The organism is Dongshaea marina, from assembly GCF_003072645.1.
GTDB lineage: Bacteria > Pseudomonadota > Gammaproteobacteria > Enterobacterales > Aeromonadaceae > Dongshaea > Dongshaea marina.
Genome location: NZ_CP028897.1, coordinates 2,269,282 through 2,294,497, shown reverse-complemented (window position 1 = coordinate 2,294,497; position 25,216 = coordinate 2,269,282). Strand labels below are relative to the sequence as shown.

At 50.5% G+C, this 25,216-nt stretch carries 23 protein-coding genes; 8 read left to right on the top strand and 15 right to left on the bottom strand.

Annotated features, from left to right (window positions below):
- Positions 1 to 65 precede the first annotated feature (65 nt).
- From DB847_RS10995 to DB847_RS10975, 5 genes are all read right to left on the bottom strand, one after another.
- A complete protein-coding gene (locus DB847_RS10995; RefSeq protein WP_108650721.1) occupies positions 66 to 2,564 on the bottom strand; it encodes a PKD domain-containing protein in 2,499 nt (832 codons plus the stop codon).
- A gap of 636 nt (positions 2,565 to 3,200) precedes the next feature.
- Positions 3,201 to 5,186, bottom strand: coding sequence for a PKD domain-containing protein (locus tag DB847_RS10990; protein ID WP_108650720.1), 1,986 nt, complete (start codon positions 5,184 to 5,186; stop codon positions 3,201 to 3,203).
- Positions 5,187 to 5,285: 99 nt separating this feature from the next.
- Entirely contained in the window at positions 5,286 to 6,710 is a 1,425-nt protein-coding gene (locus DB847_RS10985; RefSeq protein ID WP_108650532.1) for an IS4 family transposase, read from the bottom strand.
- 39 nt (positions 6,711 to 6,749) lie between these two features.
- Positions 6,750 to 7,250 carry a carbohydrate-binding protein gene (locus DB847_RS10980; protein ID WP_159084540.1) on the bottom strand — a complete coding sequence of 167 codons (501 nt, stop codon included), beginning with the start codon at positions 7,248 to 7,250 and terminating at the stop codon, positions 6,750 to 6,752.
- Between the two features lie 989 nt (positions 7,251 to 8,239).
- Positions 8,240 to 8,749 carry a cupin domain-containing protein gene (locus tag DB847_RS10975; protein WP_108650718.1) on the bottom strand — a complete coding sequence of 170 codons (510 nt, stop codon included), beginning with the start codon at positions 8,747 to 8,749 and terminating at the stop codon, positions 8,240 to 8,242.
- 153 nt (positions 8,750 to 8,902) lie between these two features.
- Between DB847_RS10975 and DB847_RS10970 the strand changes: the two genes are divergently transcribed.
- Positions 8,903 to 9,895: a LysR family transcriptional regulator gene (locus DB847_RS10970; protein WP_108650717.1), complete on the top strand. Its 993-nt coding sequence runs from the start codon at positions 8,903 to 8,905 to the stop codon at positions 9,893 to 9,895.
- A gap of 95 nt (positions 9,896 to 9,990) precedes the next feature.
- A complete protein-coding gene (gene metB, locus DB847_RS10965; RefSeq protein WP_108650716.1) occupies positions 9,991 to 11,205 on the top strand; it encodes a cystathionine gamma-synthase in 1,215 nt (404 codons plus the stop codon).
- A 45-nt stretch (positions 11,206 to 11,250) separates the two neighbouring features.
- Here the strand turns inward: metB and DB847_RS10960 are convergent, their stop codons facing one another.
- A complete protein-coding gene (locus tag DB847_RS10960; RefSeq protein WP_108650715.1) occupies positions 11,251 to 12,033 on the bottom strand; it encodes an AraC family transcriptional regulator in 783 nt (260 codons plus the stop codon).
- Positions 12,034 to 12,113: 80 nt separating this feature from the next.
- Between DB847_RS10960 and DB847_RS10955 the strand changes: the two genes are divergently transcribed.
- The 3 genes from DB847_RS10955 (at position 12,114) to DB847_RS10945 (ending at position 14,664) form a co-directional block, all read left to right on the top strand.
- The gene (locus DB847_RS10955) at positions 12,114 to 13,136 is read left to right on the top strand and encodes a bile acid:sodium symporter family protein (protein ID WP_108650714.1); all 1,023 of its coding nucleotides are present in this window, start codon (positions 12,114 to 12,116) and stop codon (positions 13,134 to 13,136) included.
- A 96-nt stretch (positions 13,137 to 13,232) separates the two neighbouring features.
- Positions 13,233 to 14,024 carry an MBL fold metallo-hydrolase gene (locus tag DB847_RS10950; RefSeq protein WP_108650713.1) on the top strand — a complete coding sequence of 264 codons (792 nt, stop codon included), beginning with the start codon at positions 13,233 to 13,235 and terminating at the stop codon, positions 14,022 to 14,024.
- 151 nt (positions 14,025 to 14,175) lie between these two features.
- Entirely contained in the window at positions 14,176 to 14,664 is a 489-nt protein-coding gene (locus DB847_RS10945; protein ID WP_108650712.1) for an NYN domain-containing protein, read from the top strand.
- Between the two features lie 11 nt (positions 14,665 to 14,675).
- Here DB847_RS10945 and DB847_RS10940 read toward each other — a convergent pair whose 3' ends face one another.
- The 7 genes from DB847_RS10940 to DB847_RS10910 form a co-directional block, all read right to left on the bottom strand.
- Positions 14,676 to 15,116 carry a lysozyme inhibitor LprI family protein gene (locus DB847_RS10940; RefSeq protein ID WP_108650711.1) on the bottom strand — a complete coding sequence of 147 codons (441 nt, stop codon included), beginning with the start codon at positions 15,114 to 15,116 and terminating at the stop codon, positions 14,676 to 14,678.
- A gap of 61 nt (positions 15,117 to 15,177) precedes the next feature.
- Positions 15,178 to 15,885, bottom strand: a complete 708-nt coding sequence (gene tsaB, locus DB847_RS10935; RefSeq protein WP_199911805.1) for a tRNA (adenosine(37)-N6)-threonylcarbamoyltransferase complex dimerization subunit type 1 TsaB — start codon at positions 15,883 to 15,885, stop codon at positions 15,178 to 15,180.
- The gene (locus DB847_RS10930) at positions 15,872 to 17,806 is read right to left on the bottom strand and encodes an ATP-dependent DNA helicase (protein ID WP_234418556.1); all 1,935 of its coding nucleotides are present in this window, start codon (positions 17,804 to 17,806) and stop codon (positions 15,872 to 15,874) included. The genes tsaB and DB847_RS10930 overlap by 14 nt, the downstream gene beginning before the upstream one ends.
- Positions 17,807 to 17,864: 58 nt before the next feature.
- Positions 17,865 to 18,083, bottom strand: coding sequence for a hypothetical protein (locus DB847_RS10925; protein WP_108650708.1), 219 nt, complete (start codon positions 18,081 to 18,083; stop codon positions 17,865 to 17,867).
- A 192-nt stretch (positions 18,084 to 18,275) separates the two neighbouring features.
- Positions 18,276 to 18,872 carry a DNA-3-methyladenine glycosylase I gene (locus DB847_RS10920; protein WP_108650707.1) on the bottom strand — a complete coding sequence of 199 codons (597 nt, stop codon included), beginning with the start codon at positions 18,870 to 18,872 and terminating at the stop codon, positions 18,276 to 18,278.
- A 231-nt stretch (positions 18,873 to 19,103) separates the two neighbouring features.
- The gene (locus DB847_RS10915; RefSeq protein WP_108650706.1) at positions 19,104 to 19,478 is read right to left on the bottom strand and encodes a hypothetical protein; all 375 of its coding nucleotides are present in this window, start codon (positions 19,476 to 19,478) and stop codon (positions 19,104 to 19,106) included.
- The gene (locus DB847_RS10910; protein WP_159084539.1) at positions 19,471 to 19,881 is read right to left on the bottom strand and encodes a hypothetical protein; all 411 of its coding nucleotides are present in this window, start codon (positions 19,879 to 19,881) and stop codon (positions 19,471 to 19,473) included. Before DB847_RS10910 ends, DB847_RS10915 begins: the two co-directional genes overlap by 8 nt.
- Before the next feature lie 292 nt (positions 19,882 to 20,173).
- Here DB847_RS10910 and DB847_RS10905 point away from each other — a divergent pair, with 292 nt between their 5' ends.
- On the top strand, positions 20,174 to 20,581 hold the full coding sequence (locus tag DB847_RS10905) for a hypothetical protein (RefSeq protein WP_159084538.1): 408 nt from the start codon (positions 20,174 to 20,176) through the stop codon (positions 20,579 to 20,581).
- Between the two features lie 211 nt (positions 20,582 to 20,792).
- Here DB847_RS10905 and DB847_RS10900 read toward each other — a convergent pair whose 3' ends face one another.
- Positions 20,793 to 21,350 (bottom strand): SH3 domain-containing protein, encoded by a 558-nt coding sequence (locus tag DB847_RS10900; RefSeq protein WP_108650703.1) that lies wholly within the window; start codon positions 21,348 to 21,350, stop codon positions 20,793 to 20,795.
- A 260-nt stretch (positions 21,351 to 21,610) separates the two neighbouring features.
- Here DB847_RS10900 and DB847_RS10895 point away from each other — a divergent pair, with 260 nt between their 5' ends.
- Both DB847_RS10895 and asnB read left to right on the top strand, forming a co-directional pair.
- On the top strand, positions 21,611 to 22,360 hold the full coding sequence (locus DB847_RS10895) for an HAD-IIA family hydrolase (RefSeq protein WP_108652957.1): 750 nt from the start codon (positions 21,611 to 21,613) through the stop codon (positions 22,358 to 22,360).
- A gap of 165 nt (positions 22,361 to 22,525) precedes the next feature.
- Positions 22,526 to 24,196: an asparagine synthase B gene (gene asnB, locus DB847_RS10890; RefSeq protein WP_108650702.1), complete on the top strand. Its 1,671-nt coding sequence runs from the start codon at positions 22,526 to 22,528 to the stop codon at positions 24,194 to 24,196.
- Between the two features lie 61 nt (positions 24,197 to 24,257).
- Here the strand turns inward: asnB and DB847_RS10885 are convergent, their stop codons facing one another.
- Entirely contained in the window at positions 24,258 to 24,689 is a 432-nt protein-coding gene (locus tag DB847_RS10885) for a hypothetical protein (protein WP_108650701.1), read from the bottom strand.
- Positions 24,690 to 25,216: the final 527 nt, after the last annotated feature.

The following is a 25,216-nucleotide window of genomic DNA, read 5'->3' as shown; positions in this document are numbered from 1 at the left end:
TCGACACAAGGTGGCTTGGCTTTCACATATCAATAGGCGATCGATACGTTTATTACATTCAACAATTAGTTAGAACAATCCATAGGGCCTTGATCGGACCACATTGGGGCAACGCCCGGCTGATCCTGAGGCCCCGCCCAGTAGGATGCTTTCCACTGGTGTCCGTCATAACTAACCTGCGCCCCTTCATTATAACTGGTACCTGAGTTCCATGGCGGGATCACATTACTCACCAGCTGCCATACACTATCATGACCCGGCTCCTGGCCTGGATTCGCATACCAGCTATTTTTCCAAACCAGGTGATTGTATTGAACCTTGGTGTTTGGATCTTTATAGATTGCGTTCGCATCCCATTTTGGATATTTAGCCGCATCAGGATCGCTTGGGTTACAACTAGAGTTTGGCTTTACGTCAATCTGGGTCGAGGCATCGGCACTCTCACCCGTTGATGAATCAACATGAACCGAAACCCTATAGACTGTTTCCTTATCCACATTCGGAGCCGTCAGCTCAAGGGATGAGCTATTCTGCCCACTGATAATGGTAAATTCATTGGGTACACTCCATTGATAGGAAAGAGTCCCATCTTCGGGATCACTGGCCTGAGCAACAATAGTCAGCGGATCGCCCGACGTGACCGGTGCAACATCAGCAATGGTTACTGTCGGAGGTTGAATATGATCGCTAACCGTCACATGTACCTCATCGGAGGCCGTTTTTTGGCCGTCACTCACAGTCAGGGTAAAGGAATAAGAGGCATTTACTTGTCCAACCTGGAAACTAGCCCGGGCTTTATCCACTCCGGTTAACTGAACGTTTTGCCCCTGAGGCTGACTCCAGTGATAACTGGTAATCGTCCCCTCATCATCCGTCGACCCTGATCCATCCAGGGTGACTGTTGCCGGGCCGACCACTTTCTGATCTGGACCTGCATTGGCAACCGGCCCCTGAACGATTGGCTGATCGGGAGTGAACACAGAGAAGATCTTTGCGAATGCCCCTTCGGGAGCCTGCTCTTCAGACAATCCACTTGCCGTTGGAGACGCCTGGCCGATCGCCCCGGGTTTGTCACGGGCAACGGACCACATGCCTATCATCCCAAGATCTTTTTGCTGCGCATGAGATAAAACCAGGTTGGCATCAGATTGATAGAAGACTTCCCCTGAAGTGTCATTTACGCCAATCATTGGGGTGGTTCCAAGCATCGCCCAGATCTGGTCATCGCTTTTGCCCTGGCCATAGATGCCTTTCACCTGAGTAAATAGCGCATTTATTGCATCAACACCGCACTGCCCCTGAATATTAGCACCTTCACCAGCGGATGCAGGACAAGCCCACTCACCATAATCCATAGTCATTACATTGATACCAGCCAACTCAACCCCATGGGCCTTGGCACTTTTAAGGACATTCAATCCATCAAGCGTCAGACCCGTTGGGAGAACTGGCAGGGTAAACCACACCTTGATATCTTTATTTTCTGCTTTCCATACCTTCTGAGCCTGGGCCAGAGCCTGGTTTCGACGCTCATAAGATGCCGTATCAGCAACCCATGATCCTTCGATATCAAAATCCAGAGCTTTGAGGTTAAGATTATCGACAATTCCAATATAGGTATTCGCCAGATCGTTTACATCTTTACACGCAGCCGCCAGAGGGTTATTCATTTGCCCCCCAAGAGAGACCATGACATCCCCTCCGGCATCACGCAGAGCCTTGATCTGTGCGTAGCCCGAACTGTAATCGTTGACGTTATAGTAAGTACCCCAGGTTGGCATACAAACATCCGCTGATTTAGCAACGATAAAGGCCGTCGTTACATGGCTGATCCCCTGAGTCGCGAGCTGAGAAAAGTTGGGTAAAGAGCCCAGGCTGAAATCAACATAAGGACTAAACACATGCTCCGGCCAGGCGTTTTTAGGAACCCCGACCTGTTGTTTGGTATCTCCCCACTCAATATAGATCTTCCAGGGGTTCGCATCGCCGGGAAGAACGGCATGAACTGTCTGCTCAGAGATATAGTTTGCCCCTTTATACTTAACCAGGGTGTCTGACTGATAGGTATCTGTGGTGTTTAATTCAGGGGCGTTATCCAACTGCTGCTGGGTATAGTTTTTAGCAGGTCCTAACGGCAACCAGGGCCTTCCGTTATTCTGTTGAGGGTTTTGGTTTTCAGGGTTAGTAGGATCATCGCCCTGAGTCCAGAATAGCGCCTCATATTCCTGACCACTGAGCTCAACCTTATCCCCCTTAGAATATACAGCACTGCTATCCCACTGAGGAGTCGGAACATACAGCACCCATGGGGATGCTTGCCCAGGGACAAAACTATGCGCAGGAACAGGCTCCTGAGCCTGATAGCTTAGCGAGTTCAAGCTCACTTTACTTCCTGAAGAGTAGCTTTGATCACCATTAAAAGACTCTGGCAAAGAACTCTTCATACTACTTACATGCTGAATTCCCGTAGCTCCATCCTTGCTCAACAGGGGTTGAGCCTGAGTCATCAGGGGCATTGCTGCACAAGCGACACCAACCAGCGAAGATAACAATAGTTTGCGCATGATAATCCTTAGATGTGAGTTAAGCACATCGGGTATATAGCTCCCGCGCCGAAAGAGGAAAACCTCCAGGCGAGGACATTTAATTTTCGATATAAATTATGTGGAAATTGTAAAGAAGCTGAACGATGATTTCTGTCGCCCACCTTTGGCGAGGGGGTGTCGCAAAACACAGACAAAATATGATTTTTTCTTATATTTCATTCGATTATGAATAGACAGCAAAGGATGGATAATCAGAAAGGGAGAGATATATCCTATGATTTATCGCTAATATCATTAGGAATTATTCTGAACCAGAGCTGAGGACGCCAGACTCCTACACATAGTAAGCTGGCTGTTATTCAGAAAATGCCTGGAGTGATCTCTGGGATCAAAAAAGCCACCTCGAGGCAGGTGGCTTTGCTTTCACATATCAATAGGCAGTAGATACGTTTATTACACTCAAAAGCTAGAGCATTTTTGGTTTAATCAGGGGCGCTATTCGCCCCTTAAAATTCAAGTGCAGCTTTGAGTTTTGCTAAGCTGACCTTCTGCAGCAAGGATGCAGCAGCAGAGCAACATGGATGTGACTTGCGTGTCAGCGTTCAAAGTCGAAGCAGCTCTTATGAGAGTGCACCTATTTATCCGGAAAATGCTCTAGTTTGAACAGGTGAGCGGGCCTTGATCCACCCACATTAGCGCAACTCCCGGCTCATCATAAGCATTCGCCCAATAAGATGCCTCCCACTTATGGCCTTTATAGCTCACCAGGGTACCGGTACTATAGCTGCTAGCTGCATTCCACGGCATGATGACATTACTCACCAGTTGCCATACATCATTATTGCCAGGCTCCTGGCCTGGGGACGCTTCCCATTTATTGATCCAGAATAGATTGTGATAACTCACCTTTGTATTTGGAACCTTATAGACACTGGATGAGTTCCATACCACAACTTCTGGATGCTTTGATGGATCTGCTGCGGGATCATAGGGGTCACAACTCGGCTGAGGCTTCACATCAATCTGGGTTGATGCCTTGGCGCTCTCACCACTGGTTGAAGTCACATTGACCGAGACATCATACACAGTCTCTTTATCAATATTCGGTGCAGTCATCTGCAAGGATGAACTATTTTGACCCCCGGTCACTACAAAACCACTGGGGACAGTCCACTGGTAACTCAGCTGCCCATGGGTCGGATCGACCGCCTGTGCTGAAACACTTACCGGCTCTGTGGCTTTTACCGGATCAACCTGCGCAATGGTGACCGTCGGCGGTACCATGTGATCGCTTACCGTAACCTGGACATTATCCATGGCAGATTCTCCCTGGTCATCCTTCACCGTCAATGTAAAGGTATAAGAATGATTCTCCTGGCCCACCTGGAAACTTGGGTGTGCGGTATCAGCTCCGGTTAACTGCACGCTCTGTCCCTGAGGCTGACTCCAGTTATAACTGGTAATTGTGCCAGTGCTATCACTTGAAGCCGAACCATCCAATGTTACTGTGGCAGGCCCTATCAACCACTGATCCTGCCCGGCGTTAGCCATAGGCCCGGTATCTGTGTGATCTGCAAAGATTTTTGCAAATGCCCCTGCCGGTGCCTGCTCGGCAGTCAAGCCGCTGGCATAGGGAGATGCATTGCCGATCTCACCGGGTTGATCCCGGTTCACCGACCACATGCCTATCATGCCCAGTTCCTTTTGCTGGGCCTGATCCATGACCAGCTGGGCATCTGACGGATAAAAGACCTCTTCATTCACATCGTTCACACCGATCATCGGTGTAGTTCCCAGCATTGCCCAAATCTGCTCATCACTCTTACCCTGGCCAAAAATATCTTTGACCTGGGTAAACAGGGCATTGATTGCATCGACGCTGCACTGTCCCTGAACATTACCCTGCTCTCCTGTGGAAGCCGGGCAGGCATTCCCGCCGTAGTCCATGGTCATGACATTAATCCCCGTCAGATCAACACCATATTTCTTAGCGCTCTTGAGTACATTCAGGCCATCTGCGGTCAGACCCGTCGGGAGTACCGGCAGCGTAAACCAGATTTTCACCTCCTTGTTTTCAGACTTCCATACTTGCTGAGCCTGTGCCAGCGCCTGGTTTCGCCTGTCATAGGATGAGGGAAGAGCAACGGCCTGACCCTCGATATCAAAATCAATCGCATTGAGGTTCAGGTTCTTCACAACCTGCACATAATCATCGGCCAGTGTACTCACGTCAGTACACTCTGTTGCCAAAGGCAAACCACTCGCACCACCGAAGGATACCATCACATCGCCACCAGCATCGCGTATCGCTTTGATCTGTTTGTAGCCATCAGGGTAATCATTCACATTGTGATACCCTCCCCAGCTCGGCATACAGGAGCCCGCTTTTCCTGCCACCAGGAAAGCAGTCGTTACGTGAGTAACGCCATGATTCTTTGCCAAATCAGCGAAGTCAGGCATAGCATTAGCGGTAAAATCCACATAGGGGCTGAATACATGAGTCGGCCATGGATTCTTCGGCTGCCCCACCTGCTCACTCACATTGCCCCAGGCGATATACATTTTCCAAGGGTTGTTATCACCCGGCAGCACGCCCTGAACCTGCTGCAGCGACATATAGTTCTGGCCCTGATATTTCACCAGGGCATCCCCAGAATAACTTTTCGCAGGATCAAGTTCTGGGGCATTATCGAGCTGCTCTTGGGTATAATTGTGTGCAGGTCCAAGCCTGTCTCTTGATCAGATCTCCAAGCCTGAAGTCATAGCCTCTCTGGCAACCATAAATCCTCGAAGATAATCCTGAAGTCGATTCCAACCTTCCCAGAGAGTATCCCAGCCTGCGATCCCGCTTCGTTTGGTATCATTGAACCCTCCCAGCTTTGCAATCTCCTGGTAAGCCCACTCCAAACTCGGTTCGAACGTTTGCTTCTTATTGCGCAGCAAGATCAAGAGCTTAATCTCTTCTCCGGTAAGCACTCGTGACGCACTTATCTGACTGACCTCCTTCGCCTCTTTAATCAGGCCCAGCTTCTTCAGGCTGAGTGGCAAGGTAAAACTCTCCCGCAACTGCATCAGCCGAACCGCTGAAAAGCCAAGTATCGACGCCATTCGCTCCAGATTGTCTACCGACCCCATTCTTAGCTCTTCTACACCTGCACCGGATTTCCAGGCTTTGTGGAAATCCTCCACTCGCCATCTGGCCGTGTAGCTCTGGATAACTTTCAGGGCCTCTTCCAGAGTTGAAACTGGCTCGCTGGTCAGCAGAAGCCAGCGGATCGGCTCTGCACCATTAGGCTGACCCAGCTCTTCAGCCAGTACTGCGTTGAGGGTGAGAGTTCTGCCCCCCTGAGTGAGGGTCAATGAGCTGCTAAAGACTTGTAGCCTCGCCTTGCGAGTCGGCCGATTCTTCCGTTTCCCATGCTTATCTACCATCCCTTTTTGAGGGATATGAAGCTCATATCCGCCCAGGGAAGCTTGGGAGCGCAGATGTTCATCTAAAGGGAGTCCGGACTCTTCCACTTTGCGCATATGCTTTGCCCGCACGATAAATCTTTCTTGGTGCTCCTTCTTATCCTTGAGATAGTCAAAGATATCTGCTTCTCGATCACAAACGGTGATCACCCGGGACATCAGCGCTCCCATCCTGTGTCGGCAAAGGGCTGACGCATCGGGCCACTTACCACTCTCTTTCTCGTCTGCATCCTCAGGGTTATCCGGCCGCAACCACCACTCCTGATGAACCAACCCTATCGTTTGCTGCGTTCGGGCATTGAGTAGTAACTGGGAATGCACCCAGAATCCTCTTGATTTATCCTCCTTCTTTCCTAATTTCCCCAGCTTCGAAGCGGCTTGGTGCTTGTAACTTAATGAAGAGGTGTCCTCCAGAGCCAGGAGTTCGGGAATATCCTGGGCTATCTCAACTGTCCTTTCAAAACCAGCCTGACGTATTTTCATTGGTTCGACCTTTGGATTACGGATAAAGCGATAGCTGCCTTCAAGCAGGGCATCGTCACCCTCACAGGAAGCGGCCAAAGATTTCCCCACATGTCTACCACAATGGCTGGCGAGTGTGACTAACCGGGCTGTACGCCGCACGTCTCCAAGCTGTGCCGAACCAAAGATGTGCTGGGCCCAGCGTTGGGGATCATGGGGAGAAATCTGCATCGTATGAGTACCTTGAAACGGGATTATACGATGATCAGATCACTCTATGCTCAGAAAGTTCCCCTGCTCTTGAGATGTGTAGAAGAGACAGGGTCCAAGCAGCAACCATGGCTGACCATTGAGCTTAGACGGATCAGTCGGCTGCTGATTCGCCGGATCAGAAGGGTCTTTGCCCTGGCTCCACCAAACCGCCTGGTATTCCACTCCATCGAGCTGCACCTTGTCGCCCTGTGAATACGCTTTACCTTGATCCCACTCGGGAGCTTTCGCATAAGGCACCCAGGGTGAAGGCTGACCCGGAACAAAAGTATGAGCAGCTACATTGTCCTGAGCCTCATAGCTCAGGGAATCGAGACTCACCTGATCACCTGATGTATAGCTTGTTGATCCGCTGAATGCAGCCGGGAGCTGAGAATCGGTATCCGTAGCCTGTGTTTGAGCCGCTTGTGGATGCATTTGTAACTGCATCTGAGCTTGAGACATAACCGGAGCCATGGCACAGGCCGCACTAATGAGAGCAGGTAATAATAAAGAGCGCATTTGAATGCTTCCTTTCACATTGAAATACATTTAATAAACGTCGATTTTTGACGAACTCTGGGGTTATTCAAACAGTGGGAGATACTGTGCAACAGTCTGTCATTAAATTCACCATTCGAATTAAGTTTTATTATTCTGACAAAACCATAATAAATCAATAACTGACGATTTTTATAAGGACACAAAATGACGTAGAGTAAAACATGACAAATATATGACACAGATGAACTCTATTCATAATAAATCCCTGCATCTTTCCAATAGCCTGTGAATTATTAATAAATTATTGAACGAGCAAAAAACCAAAAAACTCAAATCGGTATAACTGATTGTTTTACATAGCATTCATATCACTATCCATCATGGATGAACACTCATAAAAACTAATAGAAACAATTATGACAAATCTGGTCGCAAATCAAATATAAACTTGTCGCAAAAGGGAGACAGGCGAATGAAAAGCAGACGATTCAATTACTAATAACATGCTAAATTTAAAAATTCAGTAAGCTTAAATAACCTTAATTAACCTTAATGTGATTAAATTTGATACTTAACCAGCTCGTGTTGATGAATAATAAATGATAGGCCCCGGTACGCTGATACAAGAAACCCACAGTAGCAGTTTTTAATAGCGGGTCTGATACTCAGGAACTTTCCTGGATACTCGTAAGGAGGTTATGTCTCAGATCCCTTGCTCATACAAAGGTGTACTGATTTCAAGATCACCAACCTTGTGTCGCAGGGATTTGGCAGCAGAGGCTCCATGGACGAATACGCACCCTGTTGGTGAGAGGTGAAATCAGTCATCAACAACAGATGTGAAACACAACCTGGTGAGGATTAACCTATTGAGTTGATAGCAATCAACTGGCAAAAAACCAATCACAGAGAAGTTAAGGGAGCATTGGGTAATCCAGGTGCTACAAAGACAGGAAACAGATCTCCTGGTTTCAGGAACACACCGGGAGCCTCCCCGCCCCAGATGCTTAATCAGGCTGAACTGTATCAATCCTTGGAAATTGCGCGGGAGGTTCAACCCCAACCATCACACCCATGATAGAGGCTGTACTCTGACCATAGTTGTGCCAGGCATGGGCTGCTCCGCGCTGAATGATTGCATCTCCCTGCTTGAGCTTTACTTTGCTATTCCCGACCAGCAAAGTGAGCTCCCCCCGGGTCACCACAAAGTAGTCGATGGTAGTTGTAGAATGGTAAAAAAGCTCATCCATATTCTCAGGGCGCTCCTCCCGAGCTAAGCTCTCAAACACTTCACGAGTTGGCTCAATATCACTACGAATAAACCTTATCTCTCCCGGGTTGAGATTAAAATTTTTGTCGGTCAACGCCGAAACCGAGTCATCCATCTTTGGCTCAGTAACCGCGGAAAAAAGATCGGTAATAGTATGCCCGGGTAGAGCCCAGCCTTCCTGAAGCTCTTCGGAAACCAGATAAGATCTTCCCTTCTCGTCGATAGCTGTTTCTACAACTTTATTCATCTGCTACTTCTCCTGACTTTAATTCAACCGGGATCAGTCTGTGATCCGGCGACATTGTTTAACGTTGCAAGCAAGTTTATTCACACCCATAAAAATTGACAATTGCTCATATATGCACACACTATCCCAAATACGGGATAATAAGGATCGACAATGGAACACGCCTACGCGCTACAGCTCTTTGCCCTGGTGGCAGAGTATGGAAGTTTTGCTAAAGCCTCTCGTGAGCTGAGGATCCCAGGCACCACGCTCAGCAGGAAAATTCAGCAGCTTGAACAGGAGCTCGGTGGCAAACTGCTCAATCGAACCACCCGGACCCTCTCCCTGACGGAGCTTGGTGAAAAGATCCTACCCAGGGCCTCACTGATTAGCGAAACCCTGCAGGAGATCAAGACTCTTGCCTGCGAGATGCGTGATGTTCCGACAGGCACTCTGCAGCTGAGTGCCCCCCGGGCCCTCGCCCAGCAACTATTAACCCCGTTACTGGCCGAATTTCACCAAAAATATCCGGGTATTCAGATAAGGCTCTATACATCGGATCAGAACCAGCACCTGCTGGAGAATGAACTTGATTTTGCATTTCGGGTTGGACCACTCGAAGACTCAAACCAGATCGCCATTTCACTCGGAAAGCTTCATTATCAGCTGGTTGCCTCTCCCACTCTTTGCGCACGCTTAGGTGAGATTGAGAGTATCGACGAGCTCAAAGGTTGGCCATTTTTGAATAATTTCAGTGATGAGGCTCAATCCCACTCACCCTACTATGATCTGGGCTCCCATCAGCTCCCGGACAAAAGTCAGGTAACCCAAGATGATCTGATCAGCATCCGGGAGATGGCTATTCTGGGGGTTGGAGCTGCCTTTCTGCCTGTTTACCTGGTAAAACAAGCACTGCAAAAAGGTCAACTCAAAGCCTTGCTGTCTAGTTATCCCCCCGTAATCGCCCTCTGTATCTCCTGTACCCGGACAGGAAACTGCTTCCGCAAAAATCTCAACTCTTCATCGCATTTTTTCAGCAGCAGAGCGCACGGATCCGCTCTTTTCTTCTGCCATAAGCGCCCAATAAGCCATCTCAAACTCATAGAGGGGTTCAAAAAACCACTCCCAGCCAAGCTAAAGCTGATGGAACTCCCAAGAGCTCATTGAGCAAAAACTAACTTGACAGGCCAGCCTTATACTCGCTATTAATAGACATCTAGACGCCTATAAACAACCACCGCTAGCATCATAAGGAGCCATTGATGAGCACACATAACCCAGACATCTCCTCCCAGACCCAAGCCGTTCGCGCAGGAATAGAGACCGATACCCAGCATGGTGCCATCACCCCTCCACTGTATCTTTCCAGCAACTTTAGCTTTCACGATTTCAATGAGCCCAGGCAGTATGACTACACCCGCTCTGGCAACCCAACCCGAGAGTTACTCGCCGATGCCCTTGCCAAACTCGAGGGAGGCGCAGGTGCAGTGATCACTTCCAGCGGCATGTCAGCGGCCTTGCTGGTAATCCAGCTTCTGAAATCCGGCGGACGACTTCTCGCGCCTCACGATTGTTATGGTGGCTGTTTCAGGTTGTTTAAGTCACTCTCAGAAAAGGGGGTGATCACCGTCGACTTTGTCGATCAAAGCGATGAAGCCGCGCTGACCGAGGCCCTCAATCGTCATCCCGAAATAGTATGGATTGAGACACCAAGTAACCCCCTGCTGCGGGTTATCGATGTAGCCAAAGTCAGTGCGCTAGCCCATGAAAAGGGAGCCACTGTGGTGGTGGACAACACCTTCCTGTCGCCCATATCCCAACAGCCACTGGCCCTTGGAGCAGATATAGTGGTGCACTCCACCACTAAATATATCAATGGGCACAGCGATGTGGTCGGTGGAGCCGTTATCGGGAAAACCCCGGAGCTGGTTGAAGATCTCAAGTGGTGGGCTAACACGCTCGGGATCACCGGCGCTCCCTTTGACAGCCTGTTTACCCTGCGGGGATTACGCACCCTGGATGTACGTATCGAACGCCACAACCAAAATGCCCTATGCCTCGCCGAATACCTTGAGCAGCATCCCCAGGTTGAATCTGTTTACTACCCAGGCCTGCCAAGTCACCCCACCTATGAGATCGCCAACAAACAGCAAACCGGGTTTGGCGCAATCATCTCATTTAAAATCAAGGGCGGTGTGGAGGCGGTCGCCCAGTTTAGCCGCGAACTCAGGTTATTCTCCCTGGCTGAATCTTTGGGTGGCGTCGAGAGTCTCATCTGCCATCCGGCAACCATGACCCATGCCGCCGTGGCTCCGGAAGATCAAAAGACCGCCGGGATCACCGAGAATCTTCTGAGGATCTCGGTGGGAATCGAGTCTGCTGAGGATCTGCAGGCAGATTTACAACAAGCTTTTGAGAAGGTGGTCCACAATCAGAGTATCCAGGCAAAAGAGCCCAGCCTGGAAAACAGCCTATAATCTTGCCCCGGAGGGAGTCTTCACACTCCCTCCCTAGCCCTTCCCCTAGCCAAAATACTGGCCAGGACTTCTGCCAAACTGTTTTTTAAAAGCGGCTACAAAGGCAGAGAGGGAGTCGTAACCACAAGCCAATGCGATATTGGTGATCGATTCCCCCTTTTCCAGAAGGGATACTCCATGCAGCAACCGAAGCCGCTGCCGCCACTGCTGAAAGCTCAACCCTGTTTGTGATTTGAACAGCCGGCTGACGCTGCGTCCCGAGAGCCCGACCTCAGAGCCAAGCTGCTCCATGTTCACAGACAGATTGACCCTTGCCTGCAACTTCTCACAGATCAACAGCAGCCGTTTATCGAATGGCAATGGCAAAGAGTTGGCAGCCAGAGGAAGCTCGGAAATCGCATCCAGCAGAACCTGAACCAGCCGACTGTGTGGACTATCCAGCGGGTATTCAGCCGGGAACTCACAAAAGGTCATAACTAATTCCCTGACCAGGGGTGAAACTTCACACACACACGGGAAAGACCAACGCGTGCCGGGAAGCCGATCCGTCTCTATATACAGGCTGCGCATCTTGGCTGCACTACCTGAGATGATCTGATGCGCCTCCCCCTGGGGGATCCAGACCGCAAACTGTGGCGGGGCAAAATAGCGAGCCCGCCGGGTATGAACCTCCAAAACTCCCTCGATGGCGTATACCCACTGTCCCCAGGCATGATGATGCCAGCGGGTTTCGGTGCCCTGGTGGTCCCAGCTGGCAATTCTGGCAAACACCGGCCGTGGTAGCTGGTTGAGATCCGGAACCGGGCGAAGTTGTCTTCTATTCGACATTTATTATCCAGTTGGCGATAGCAGGAAATTCCACCGAGAGTAATCTAGTGCAGACTCATCGGCAACACCAGGAACTCTTCATGCGCCATTTTCTTGTTAAACAATGGTTTTTACTCGGCATGCTCACGGCGATCATTCTGGCAACTCTGCTCCCGGGTTTTGGGAAGTCCGGCGGCATATTACATCTGGAGATTGTGACTCAATTTGGCATTGCCCTGATCTTTTTCCTACATGGGATCAGCTTGTGCCCTAAGGTGATCCTTAAAGAGCTCAGTGGATGGCGCTTACACCTGACAGTCCAGGGAGCCACCTTTATCCTCTATCCACTGCTATGGCTGGTGCTGAGCCACGGATTTAGAGCCTATATGCCAGCCGCCCTGGCGATGGGGTTTTGCTACCTGATGGTGCTTCCAAGCGCGGTCTCCTCCTCGGTTGCCATGACCAGCGTTGGCCGGGGTAACGTCCCCGCAGCCATCTTTAATGCATCCCTTTCAAGCTTTCTCGGAGTGTTGCTCACCCCGCTGCTGGTTCAGCTGCTGCTGGGGACCCGGGGTAACTCTATTGATCTCTTAAACACCATAGAATCGATTGGCAGAATTCTATTGCTACCGATGTTGGCAGGTCAGCTGCTGCGTCCGCTGTTGCTGCAACTGATTGAAAAATATCGGGTGATCATTAACCCTGTCGATAAGTGTGTGGTGCTGCTAATCGTATTTAACGCCTTTAGCAACTCTGTGGTTGAAGGGATCTGGCACGGCTTTTCAATCAGCACCCTACTGCTGGCAATTCTAAGCTGCGCCGGTCTGCTGGGTATTGTGGTACACCTTCTCATCTGGCTCACCCGTCGACTAGGCTTCAGCCGGGCAGATGAGGTCGCCGCTGTATTTTGCGGAACCAAGAAGAGTCTGACCCAGGGAGTACCGATGGCCAAGGTGATCTTCGGTGCCATCCCGATGTTGGGAATGATCCTGCTCCCCATCATGCTCTACCACCAGCTACAGATCTTCTACTGCGCGACCCTGGCGAATCGCTATGCAGCTCACTCAACAATCAAAGACAGCAACAGCTCTGGAATGGACAAAAATGCTCTGATCTCTGGATAGATAGTACAAGAGATCCTTACATAGACTCTATGGCGCAATACCCTTGGGTTTTATCTATCCTTGCCAAAGGAGTATGCACAATCGAAAGAGGATGAGATGAAAATACACCATCTGCGCAGTGCAACCTTTGTCATTGAATCAGGCAACTCTTTCATACTGGTTGATCCCATGCTTGGAGCCATGGGCTCGCTCCCGCCATTTTCGGTGATGCGCTTTAAACTCAAGCGAAATCCACTGGTTGAACTACCTGATAATAGCCAGGAGATACTCGGGAAAGTGACCCATGCCCTGGTGACCCACAGCCGATGTTTTGGATTTAAACCCTTGCAGCATAGTGATCATCTGGATGCAGATGGAGAACGTTTTTTAATCCAACACCAGATCCCCGTCATAGCTCCAAGCAAAGATAAAGTTTATCTGGAAAAATATGGCATAACAGTGATGTGTGGTCTGGAAAATTGGCAGCCCCAGGATTTTCTTGGAGGCAAGATAACAGCGATTCCTGCAAAACATGGTCATGGCTGGATTCACCGCTTGATGGCTAATGGCTGCGGCTTCTACCTTGAGCTGCCCGATGAGCCCTCCCTCTATATAAGCGGTGATACTGTACTGACCGAAGATGTGAAACGAGCACTCAATGAGTTAAAACCGAAGATCACTGTAGTTGCCGCAGGGCAAGCACAGATGGATCTGGGCCAACCTCTGTTAATGCCCAAAGAGGAAGTTCTGGATTTCATCCGCCTTTCTCCGGGCCGCGTCATCGCTAATCACATGGAGGCCCTGAATCATTGCCCAATCGATCGCCACACACTACGGCGCTTACTTGAGACACAAGATCTTATGGACAAGGTACTGATCCCCGAAGATGGCGAGGTGCTAGAGCTTTGATAGAAAGGTCACCAAGAGACTGTCATTACTCAGTGACTCAGGCCCTTTTTTACAGTAATGTCTCCCCCAAAGAGCGGACCCGGGTTGCGAAGAGCCAAAACTCAATCCTCACCCGTTGAGCGCGCTCAGATCAGATGCAAAGGTTGGTTCAATGCAAAAAGCTCTACTGCTGGTCGATGTGCAAAACGTCTACTACACCACGCGCCAGGCGTATCAACAAAACTTCGACTACAACCGATTCTGGGCCGAGGCAACCAAGGATCGTGAGATAGTCAGGGCGATGGCCTACGCCGTGGACAGGGGGGATGAAAAACAGCGCCAGTTTCAGAATATCCTCAGGGCCATTGGCTTTGAGGTCAAGCTCAAGCCCTTTATTCAAAGGGCCGATGGCTCCGCCAAAGGGGATTGGGATGTAGGAATCACCCTGGATGGCATTGAGTATGCGCCTGAGGTTGATCTGGTGGTGCTGGTCTCGGGTGATGGGGATTTTTCACTGCTGGCAGATAAGCTGCGGGATAAATTCGGAGTAGATGTTGAGGTTTACGGCGTCCCGCAGCTCACCGCTAAATCCCTCATCGATTCGGCAAGTCGCTTTATCCCGATCGAGGGTGAACTTCTGCTCGGCCCCCCAAGCTGTTAGTCTCTACAAAGTTACGACTTTGGATCCGGGAGAGCGGGCGGAGTCGAGTCCATATAGGTCAGGTAGGTCTGCCACAGATAGTGAGTACGCTGGCGAGTCAGATCCAGCATGCATTGAAGATACATGGCGTTGCGAATGCTGCCATCGGCCCAGTACTGATAAACGGCGCTACATTGGGCCTTGCGATAGCTCAACCACTGGGACTGCGCCTGTTGCAGTCCCTTGGCAGCGCTTTTCTCCTTGGAAGTCGCTAGACTAAGCTTATCATTCTCCCGGCAGCGCTTAAGGCTCGCTTCGAAATACTTATCCAACAGGCGTTCCGCCTGTTGACTCTGTTTCGCCATACACTGGTTAATCGCCAGGGTATTTGCAGCATCATTGCAATTCTCTGCCGCCCATAGCCTGAAGGAGATCATTAAAAGCAGAAAAACAAATGACACCGCGTATTTCATTACCAGCTCCCTGTCAGGGTGCGGCCGTGCCACACCACAATTCCATCAACTCAATCTTTAATTACTCCCGTCCCGGAAGCTTTTTCCAGGTGACCTTGTCACGCAGGTAAACCGGGGTTGCTTCTGCGGCAGACACAGTTTCTCCCCGGGCCAGCGCATCCACAGCCAGTGGCAATAGATCCTGCGCCTCAGGAAGTCTCAAATACTCGCCCTCAAGTGAATGACCGGTCAGGGTCTGCATCAGCTCTGGGTAAGCCTCCCAACCTGTGCCAGCCAGCTGCCACTCCTTGCCCTGCTCAGGGAGGCGCTCATGAATAAGCTGAGGCGGAACCACCAGCTCTTCCTCCAGCGAGCGCATTAAGCCCTGAGCATCAAGTTCGTAACGTCCCCAGTAGATCTCACTCATCCGGGCATCGATGGCAGTCATCACCCTGTCGGCACCACAGATCCTGTGCATCCCCTGGGCCAGAGCCGCTAGATTAGAGACAGGGAGCAGCGGAAGTTCGGCGCCAAATGCCAGGCCCTGGGCTACTCCGATACCGATGCGCACCCCGGTAAAACTACCCGGTCCACGCCCAAAGGTCAGAGCATCGAGCTCCCCCAGAGATAGGCCCGCCTCATCCAGCAAAGACTGCACCAGGGGTAGGATCCGCTGAGCATGAACCCGGGGTGCGACCTCACAGCGCGTTAAAACCTGCTCTCCCACCATTAGGGCGGCGGAACATGCCTCGGTTGCTGTATCGATTGCCAGAATTTTACTCATGCTCAAACTCTCTTGTTGCTTTATCTAGTGAATGAAAAAAATCTTGTGCCTTACTCCGCTCCCGAGTCCTTGGCATGGGAGGAAGGCTCTTAAGAAATAGCTGTCCGTAATTACGGCTCACCAGCCGGGGATCACAGAGTACCAGCACTCCGGTGTCACTGCCATCACGGATCAGCCGCCCGGCTCCCTGCTTTAGAGCGATCACCGCCTTGGGTAGTTGCAGCTCGGCAAAAGGATCGCCCCCTGCCATTCGACAATCATCAACCCGGGCTTTCATCAGGGGGTCATCCGGGGAGCTAAAGGGCAGCTTGTCGATCACCACACAGCTCAGGGCCTCCCCCTGAACGTCAACTCCCTCCCAAAAAGAGGCGGTTGCCACCAAAATCGCCTTCCCGTCCTCGGTAAACTGTTTGAGCAGCCGCTGTTTACTCTCCTCACCCTGTAGCAAAACATTGCGTGAACAGGTATCACGCAACACCCCGGCCACCTCCTGCATCAGCTGATGGCTGGTACACAAAAAGAAGATCCCGCCACGCACAGTCTCAAACAGGGGCAACATCTGCTTGACCAGTAGTTTGCCCCGCCCATATTGATTAGCCGGCGGCAGGTAGCGGGGTAGCAGCATCAACGACTGATTCTGATAATCGAAGGGACTTCCCAGGATCAGCTGCTGGTAAGTTTCTATCCCCATCTCCCGGGTAAAGAGATCAAAACGCTCATCCACCGTGAGGGTCGCCGAGGTGAAGATCCAGCTGACATTCTCTTTTTCGATCTCCTGGGAAAAGCGCTCGGCGATCGAAAGTGGCGTGATATTCAGCGAAAAGTTCTGGCCATGGCTCTCGTACCAGCAGCAGTAGCCGGGTTGGCGCTGACCATCGAGCTGATCGAGTAGAGTGCGAAACTCGACTACCCGCTCGAAGCAGCGATCCAGCACCTCACCTCGTCCGAGCTGAAGCTTGAGAAGCTCATAACAAAGGTTAAAGGCATCGTGCCAGCGCGTGATGGGGCCCTGGAGGCTGCCGCTGGCGAGCAGCTCAAACCATTCACCCCGGTTGTTATCCCGCCCAAAGGCCAGTCGCATATCACGAGTTGCGTTCTCAAGGTGGGTGGCAGCCTTTCCAAGTTGCTTGCTATCCTGGGCCTCGGTGCGATAAGCGATGGTGATCTCTTTACACAGCTCAAATACCTGACGACTGGAAAGGGCTTTGCCAAAATACTGGGTGGCAATCTCCGGGAGCTGATGCGCCTCATCAAACAGATAAACACCCGCATCCGGGAGCAACTCACCAAAGCCCGTATCTTTAACCGATATATCGGCAAAAAACAGGTGGTGGTTGATCACCACCAGCTGTGCCTCCATTGCCTTGCGTCTGGCTTTAACCAGATAACAACTCTCGTAATGGCTGCACTCTCGCCCCAGGCAGTTATCATTGGTGCTGGTGATAAATGGCAGGATATCGGAGTTTTCCCGAAGCTCGGGGATCCCGCTCACATCCCCATCTTTGCTGTGTTGAGACCAACGTTTCACCCGGGTGATCTCGGCAGCCTGCTCACGGGTCTGAAACTCCCCCTGCATCGCAAAGCGTCCAAGACGCTCAAGGCAGAGATAATTGGAGCGCCCCTTAAGCAGGGCCGTTGGCTCCGAGATCTCAAGGGCTTTGGTGATCGCCGGAAGATCCCTTAAAAAAAGCTGCTCCTGCAGAGCCTTGGAGCCGGTACTGATCACCACTTTTTTGCCGGATTTAAGCAGGGGCACCAGGTAACCAAAGGTTTTCCCTGTCCCGGTGCCAGCTTCAACCAACAGGCATTGCTGCTGCTCGATCGCCTTGGCAACCGCTTCAGCCATCTGGGTCTGCTGCTTACGAGGTGAAAATTTTGAGATGTTACGAGCCAAAGGCCCGTCAGAAGCAAAGAGTGAACTGACCAAAGCCGGCCCCAACCATGAAAAGCCAAGATTATACCTGAGCGCTCACAATTGAAAAGACTCAGGCGTAAGTGTCAATGCCCCCCTTATCCTGTTTATCCTCTTTGGGCGTCTCGACGCTCTGCTGCTCCGGACGGTGCTTCTGAGTTCCGGCACTGGCTTCGCCCTCTTTGATCTTCTGCTTTTTATTGATCTTATTGACTTCTCTTTTGATCTCACCGCTACCAGGCTTGGCTGGCGGCCGGGGCATTATCGGAATGAGCATATCTTGGTTTGGCATAGCATCACCTCTCTACTTCTATCTTAAGTATCGACCAAACCGGACGAAGCATAAGTAAAGGGTTAGGCTGAAAAGCCGCGAGCTTGGGCCCGCACCACTTCAACCTATCTATATGTGGTATGTGGCAGCACTCTTTTTCGGTCCCCCCAACTTGATCTGCCAATCTCAGAAGTCCATGGGAAGCCACAAATTCTAGGGACGTTTGAACGCCTTTCTGGCAGCTTCGACCTTTTCCCAGTACACACAGTCCTGGTTGTGGTCGTTGACAATGCCCATGGCTTGCATGAAGGCATAAGCCGTGGTTGGGCCAACAAACTTCCATCCTCTCTTTTTAAGGGCCTTTGCCATTGCGATCGATTCGGGAGAGGTCGAGGCTATGGCCCGGTTCGGGTCTGTAGGCTCAAACTGCCAAAAGAATGCAGCGAGAGACCCCTCTTCCTTCACCATCTCCTGAGCGCGCTTTGCGTTGTTAATCACCGCCTCGATCTTCTTGCGGTTACGCACGATTCCCTCATCCAACATCAGCCGCTCGATGTCGGACTCATCAAATCGGGCGATCTTGTTAAAGTCGAAATTATGGAAAGCAGACCGGAAATTCTCACGCTTGTTTAAGATCGTTCGCCAGCTAAGCCCAGACTGAAAACTCTCGAGACAAACTTTCTCGTAGAGTCGGTAATCGTCATCCTCAGGGAATCCCCACTCCTGATCGTGATAATCCACAAACTCAGGGGCAGAAAGTGACCATTTGCAACGGTGCTTACCGTCATCACATAAAACAGCAGAAAGCATAGATAGACCCTCATCGGTTGTTCATCCGTATGATAAACCAGATCTTCATGGCCATCGAAGAGGTTAGCAATAGCATATGGCTCTGATCAGAGGTTGAGCGATAATAACCGAGGCCCTATACAAGATGCTCAGCTATCACAAAGTGATATCTTCCTATTACCGCCCCTTGTTGGTCCGCTTCTACAACTGGCTCGGGCAAGGGGAAGAAATGAACCTCCCCTTTGACTGCCATTACCACAGCGAGTGCTTGATCTCTCCGGCATGGAGAGTTTGCGGGGAACAGGTAGACACCAAGCCAACAAGATCCATCACCTCGGGGAAGCTCTCCATCGCCTGTTTCCAATGATCCTCAATCCCCTCCGGGGTTTCGTAAATTTCATTGAGCACATAGCGCGTATTCCCAGTGGGCTCAGATGCCGCGTCGAGAGGGTTAGATAGCTCCGGGCCGCTGGAAAGCTCATAGGACAGCAGAGCCTTAGGGCCTTCCCTGTGGTGCGTCTTTTTGATCCATTCGCCGTGTAGCTTTAACAGCGTGTTAAGCCGATCTACCTTGTCGGGGGAAGCCACAAACGTAAGTAGTACCTGAGTTTTACCCTGATTAGCCATTGCTCGACCTCTTGTAGCTGTTAAGCTGATCGCGACACCATTGACGCACCTCTTCGTAATCTTCTGAAAAAAACTGGCCACAAGGGATAGGCCGGTATTTATCCAACTGAGTGACAAAGTGGTTAATCATTTTCCGGGTGCTGACGATCCCTTCGGCGATCATGCCGTGATCGGCATACCACTCATACACACCATTGAAATATTCCCAGACTTCGGGAGGGCAATAGTCCCACTGCCTGAGATCAACAAGCAGAACCCATTGTGGCGGCAGTTCTTCAATGATTAATTGCTTTGCCTCTGCTGCGTACTCCTCGGCCATAGGCAGGTTCCAGGCCCCCTGCGCTACCTGAACTAAGATCCCCTCACAGACCCTAAGGCTCGATGAACCGTGTTGCTTATCCACAATGATTTAATTTAATGCGAATGAGAATATTTTAAGTATGACTAACAAGTATGAGAAGTAAACCGAAGATGATCCTGATATCTGCGATGGGCGCAAAGGTTACCCCCGGGCATGGCACCGACACTTGAGCTCAGTGGGAAAGACGACAAAACCCAGTTCTCCCCCAGATACTCAATCGAACTTTTGGCAGTTCAAGTCTGGGTAAAGCATAAGTCCTGTAGCCACTGGGATCTTCTTCTATTTCTGGCTAACCTTATACCGTCGGCATACTCTATCGGCGGTGGACCTGACTATGGGGACAGAGGGTAAAAAACCACATGGAAGTTTTGATTACGAGAGATCTGAATACTTCATCTCTTTTACTGGTTATGGCGCATGGAATGAGGTAACGGCCATGATGTTAGCTGAGACCGTGAAACGAGAGGCATCACTGTTCGCAGGCAAGCCTTGGGGCATCATTGTTGATAGTCGAAACTGGGAGCTTTGTACCCCTGAATCCTGGGCCATATTTGAAGAGGCAAGAGTGCATTTATCCCATCATGGATTAGTTTGCGAGGCAACAGTGATCGATAAAGTGATGCTGGGAAATTTGATGTCCGAGAATCAACATTCGTCTGACGTTGAGTATGGCTTTTTCAAGTCCCACGAAGAAGCTTCGGCCTGGTGTAAAGCGACAGTGATGAAAGCAAGAGAAACATAACAACCTCCCCCTATCACTTCGGAGATGGATCAGATACAGGAACTCCCATTCCCCTCTGGTTCACAACCAGTGCTCAAATTTTGTGCTGACCAACCTCCTTCAGGCCAGCTTCTGCGCACGTTAGCACCAGGCAATGGAGCAAGAGCAGAAGATAAGTATCAACAAGCGGCGATCATGACACTCAGATCACCGCTTAGACCAATGCTGCAGCTTATGATGAGGCTTTCGCGGGCTGATTGAACTCCTTAACCAGTTGGTTCATCTGCTTTTGCTGCTGAGCCATATACTTGACCATGTTGGTCTGCATCTTGTCCATATCGGTCCAGGAGTTGGCAAAGATGTCATTCATCTTCAGCTGCTCTGCCTGCAATGTTTTAAACAGCTTAGCTTGTGATTGACCTGAGACCGGCTTGCCCTGGTATTGAACAATTTCATAGTGCATCGGCCCCTGGGGTGTCTGTACGACCCCCTTGGTAAAGGTCCTGGTGCCATTTTTGGTCTTGATGGTTTTCGTTGACTGATCATTTTTCTGAGGCTGGCTATCGAGTTTAATCCAGCCGGTGTTGCCATTGCTCGGATCACCTACCTTGACCCAGTCTGCCTTCTGAAAAATGGAAACCAGTGGCGCATCAGGATGCAGCGACTCAATCACATGAGAAGATGCCGATGGTTTTTCATAAAGCTTGATCTGATCCGTGCCAGCCCAGGCGAACGCACTTACCAATGAGAGTGCCGCAATTGTGGTGAATGCAAGTTTATAGCGATTCATAGAATCCCTCCTTACTGAATAATGCCTTGAGTGATGAATACAAAACCGAAATAGAAACCGATAACAGGCTCATTGTCAGGCTCTATAGGTCAACGGAGCCTCAAGCCACAATATCTCAGACAAAATAAACCCAGCCTGAATCACCCGAGGTGGTCATTCGAGCGCTTAAGATAGACAAATGACTCTTGCATCGCCGGGAATTGCCGGAGATGATACACAGGCATAGAGACGGTTTGGCAAAAGGAGTAATGCCGATGAGCATGCCAAAAAACATCATCTGCGATATTGATGGTGTTATATTGCACAACAATAAACTGATTGAAGGTGCCGAGCGCTTCGTTCACCGCCTGCTTGAGCAGGGAGCCAACCTGCTATTTCTCACCAATTACCCGGTGCAAACCCCAAAAGATCTGCAGGCGCGCTTCGAGTCGGCCGGAATTGAAGTACCGGAAAGTTGCTTCTACACTTCGGCGATGGCCACCGCTGACTTTCTCAAACGCCAGGATGGTAAAAAAGCCTATGTCATTGGCGGCGGCGCCCTGCCCCATGAGCTTTATAATGCCGGGTTTACCCTGACCGAGATCGACCCGGATTTTGTGGTGGTTGGGGAAACCCGTAATTACAACTGGAACATGATCCAGCAGGGAGCTCTGTTTATTTCACAGGGTGCTCGCTTTATCGCAACCAACCCAGATGTCGCTGGGCCCCAAATGCATCCGGCCTGCGGCGCACTGTGTGCCCCCATCGAGCGGATGACCGGCAAAAAACCTTTTTATATCGGTAAGCCCAGTGCCTGGATGCTCAGGGCAGCCCTCAATCACATGGGGGCCCACTCAGATGATGCCATCATCATAGGCGATAATCTCAGAACCGATATCCTGTCAGGGTTTCAGGCCGGGTTGGAGACAGTGCTGGTGTTATCCGGGGTCAGTAAGGAGCAGGATATTGAGTTGATGCCGTTTCGTCCCAATCATGTCTTTGAAAGCGTGGCGTTAATCGATATCCTGTAACTATTGATTTTTCAACAACTAAATCGGCAAGCTGAAGTCTCCTGTCACCCTCAGGGGGGATTGCCAGCCCCCTTCACCGACAGAACCTGATTAAGCCTCGCCACCGATTTTTGCTTAAATATTGGATGTTAACAATTTCTAAGGTCACTTCCAGGGAGAGGTAATATGTGTTCAATCTTTGCGATTCTCGATCTGAGTATCGATGCCGATAAGCTGCGAAAGCGGGCGCTCGATATGTCCAAGCGACTGCGCCACCGCGGGCCGGACTGGTCCGGGATCTACTGCAGTGACGAAGCGATTCTGGCCCATGAACGGCTGGCGATCGTCGATGTCGAAAATGGTGCCCAACCCCTCTACAGTCCGGATCACGATCAGGTGCTCGCGGTGAATGGAGAGATCTATAATCATCGCCACCTGGAGTCGCAACTCACCAAAAACTATCCGTTCCAGACCCAGTCCGATTGTGAAGTGATCCTGGCTCTGTATCGCGAGCAGGGGGAGCAGTGTGTGGAGCGGCTCAGTGGGATCTTCGCTTTTGTCCTTTATGATGCGGTCAATCAGAGTTACCTGATCGCCCGCGATCACATGGGGATCATCCCCCTCTATACCGGCTATGATGAATACGGTCACCTGTGTATCGCCTCCGAGATGAAGGCCCTGACCCCCATCTGTGAAACCATTAGTGAGTTTCCTCCCGGCCACTACCTGACTCCGGCCCATGAGCACCCGGTTCGCTATTACCACCCGGACTGGCAGTCCTATGATCGGGTCGAGAAAGCGCCTGGCTGTGTCCCCCACCTGCTGCGCGAAAGTCTGGAGCAGGCGGTGCGCTCCCAGTTGATGAGCGATGTCCCCTACGGGGTACTACTCTCGGGAGGACTGGACTCCTCCATCATTGCGGCAATCGCCAAGAAATACTCGGAGCGGCGCATCGAAGAAGATGAAAAAGTCGCGGCCTGGTGGCCTCGTCTTCACTCCTTTGCCATTGGTTTGGAGGGTGCTCCGGATCTCAAGGCTGCCCGCCAGGTGGCCGATCATATCGGGACCGTCCACCATGAGCTTCACTTTAGCATTCAGGAGGGTCTCGATGCCCTGAGTGATGTGATTTACCATCTCGAAACCTTTGATGTCACCACGATCCGAGCCTCCACCCCCATGTACCTGATGGCCCGTAAGATCCGGGCGATGGGAGTTAAAATGGTGCTCTCAGGTGAGGGTGCCGATGAGATATTTGGGGGCTACCTCTATTTCCACAAGGCACCGGATGCTAAAGAGTTCCATGAAGAGACAGTTCGAAAGCTCTCTCAGCTCCATCTCTATGACTGCCTGAGAGCCAATAAGTCGATGGCCTCCTGGGGAGTTGAAGCCCGGGTCCCCTTCCTCGATAAGCAGTTCATTGACACCGCCATGTCTTTGAACCCACAAGACAAGATGTGTGGCAACGGGCGCATTGAGAAACAGTTACTGCGTGAGGCCTTCTCACAATATCTGCCGGAGTCTGTACTGTGGCGCCAAAAAGAGCAGTTCTCTGATGGTGTCGGCTATGGCTGGATCAATGCGCTCAAAGAGCATGCCGAAGAGATAGTCAGTGACAAGATGTTACAGATGGCGGGTACCCGTTTTCCTTTCCACCCGCCGAAGAGTAAAGAGGCTTACCTTTACCGTGAGATCTTTACTCAGCACTTCCCCCATGCAACGGCTGCGGCTTGCGTGCCCTATGCAGATTCTGTCGCCTGCTCGACCGAGACGGCACTGAAGTGGGATGAGTCCTTTAAAAACAATCCCGACCCCTCAGGCCGTGCAGCCTGCGGGATCCATGAAAAATCCTACAGTTAACATGAGTAACAGCCACTGCAAACCCCTTTGCGGTGGCTGTTATAAAGTCACCTCACAAAGCTTAGGGGTGATCCGTCTTCACTTTGACCAGATCGCCACTGACGACTATGCACTCAAAGCGCTCTCTACTGGTGAAAATTAATCCACTCTCCTTATATCGGGTTTGTTTCTCAATCCTCACATTCACCAGAAGATCACCATCAATTCCCAGGTTTTGCCCATTGCGAATGGCGCGATCCATCGCTCTTTGCAGCAGGTTATCCTGAGGTCCCTCAACATGGGCTAATGTCTCAGGATCGACCTTGTAGCAACTCTTACCACTCACATGGTGGGAGCTACTGTCGGTTTTATCATATTCAAGGTTGCGGATATCAAAAGAGGAAGCAACTGTAAATTGCCCCAGCTGCTCATGGGTGTCGGGCGGCGCTGACGAGCAGGCCGATAACATGGTCAAAACGCCCCCCAACAGAGTTATCAAAACAACAGTTCGCATCACGACTGCTCCTATCTATTGCATCTATTATTATTGGACTCATGCAGGATCATCACTAGCGCATCCTCTCCAGTTGATAACGAAACAGGCTGGCCCATGAGAGCCAGCTGCCGCTCCATATCAAGAGAAATTAAACTGAGTTTATATAGTGCAGACTTTGCGACTCACCCAACTCAGAAAAGATGCCCATACACCATTAAGTGTATTCAGAATCCGCTCCCTGTGAAGCAATCGGAATAAGAAAGTAAAAAAAATTAAATAATACATATTTTTCAAAAGGTTATGATAATTAATACCATATGAATCTAACTCAGATTCAGCGGTTCTGTAAGCTACTAAAACCCTTATATTTATCTAATCAAATATCAAGATATATCTTCTTATGAGTCTTCTTCTCTGCCACCCTAACTCCACACATGATGAATGGACCATTCTCTTTAAATGATAATCATTCCCATTTACATGTTCCCAATGGGCTGCTAGCCTGAACTCAGAGCTTAAGTGAGTTCACTACCTATGAATAGGCT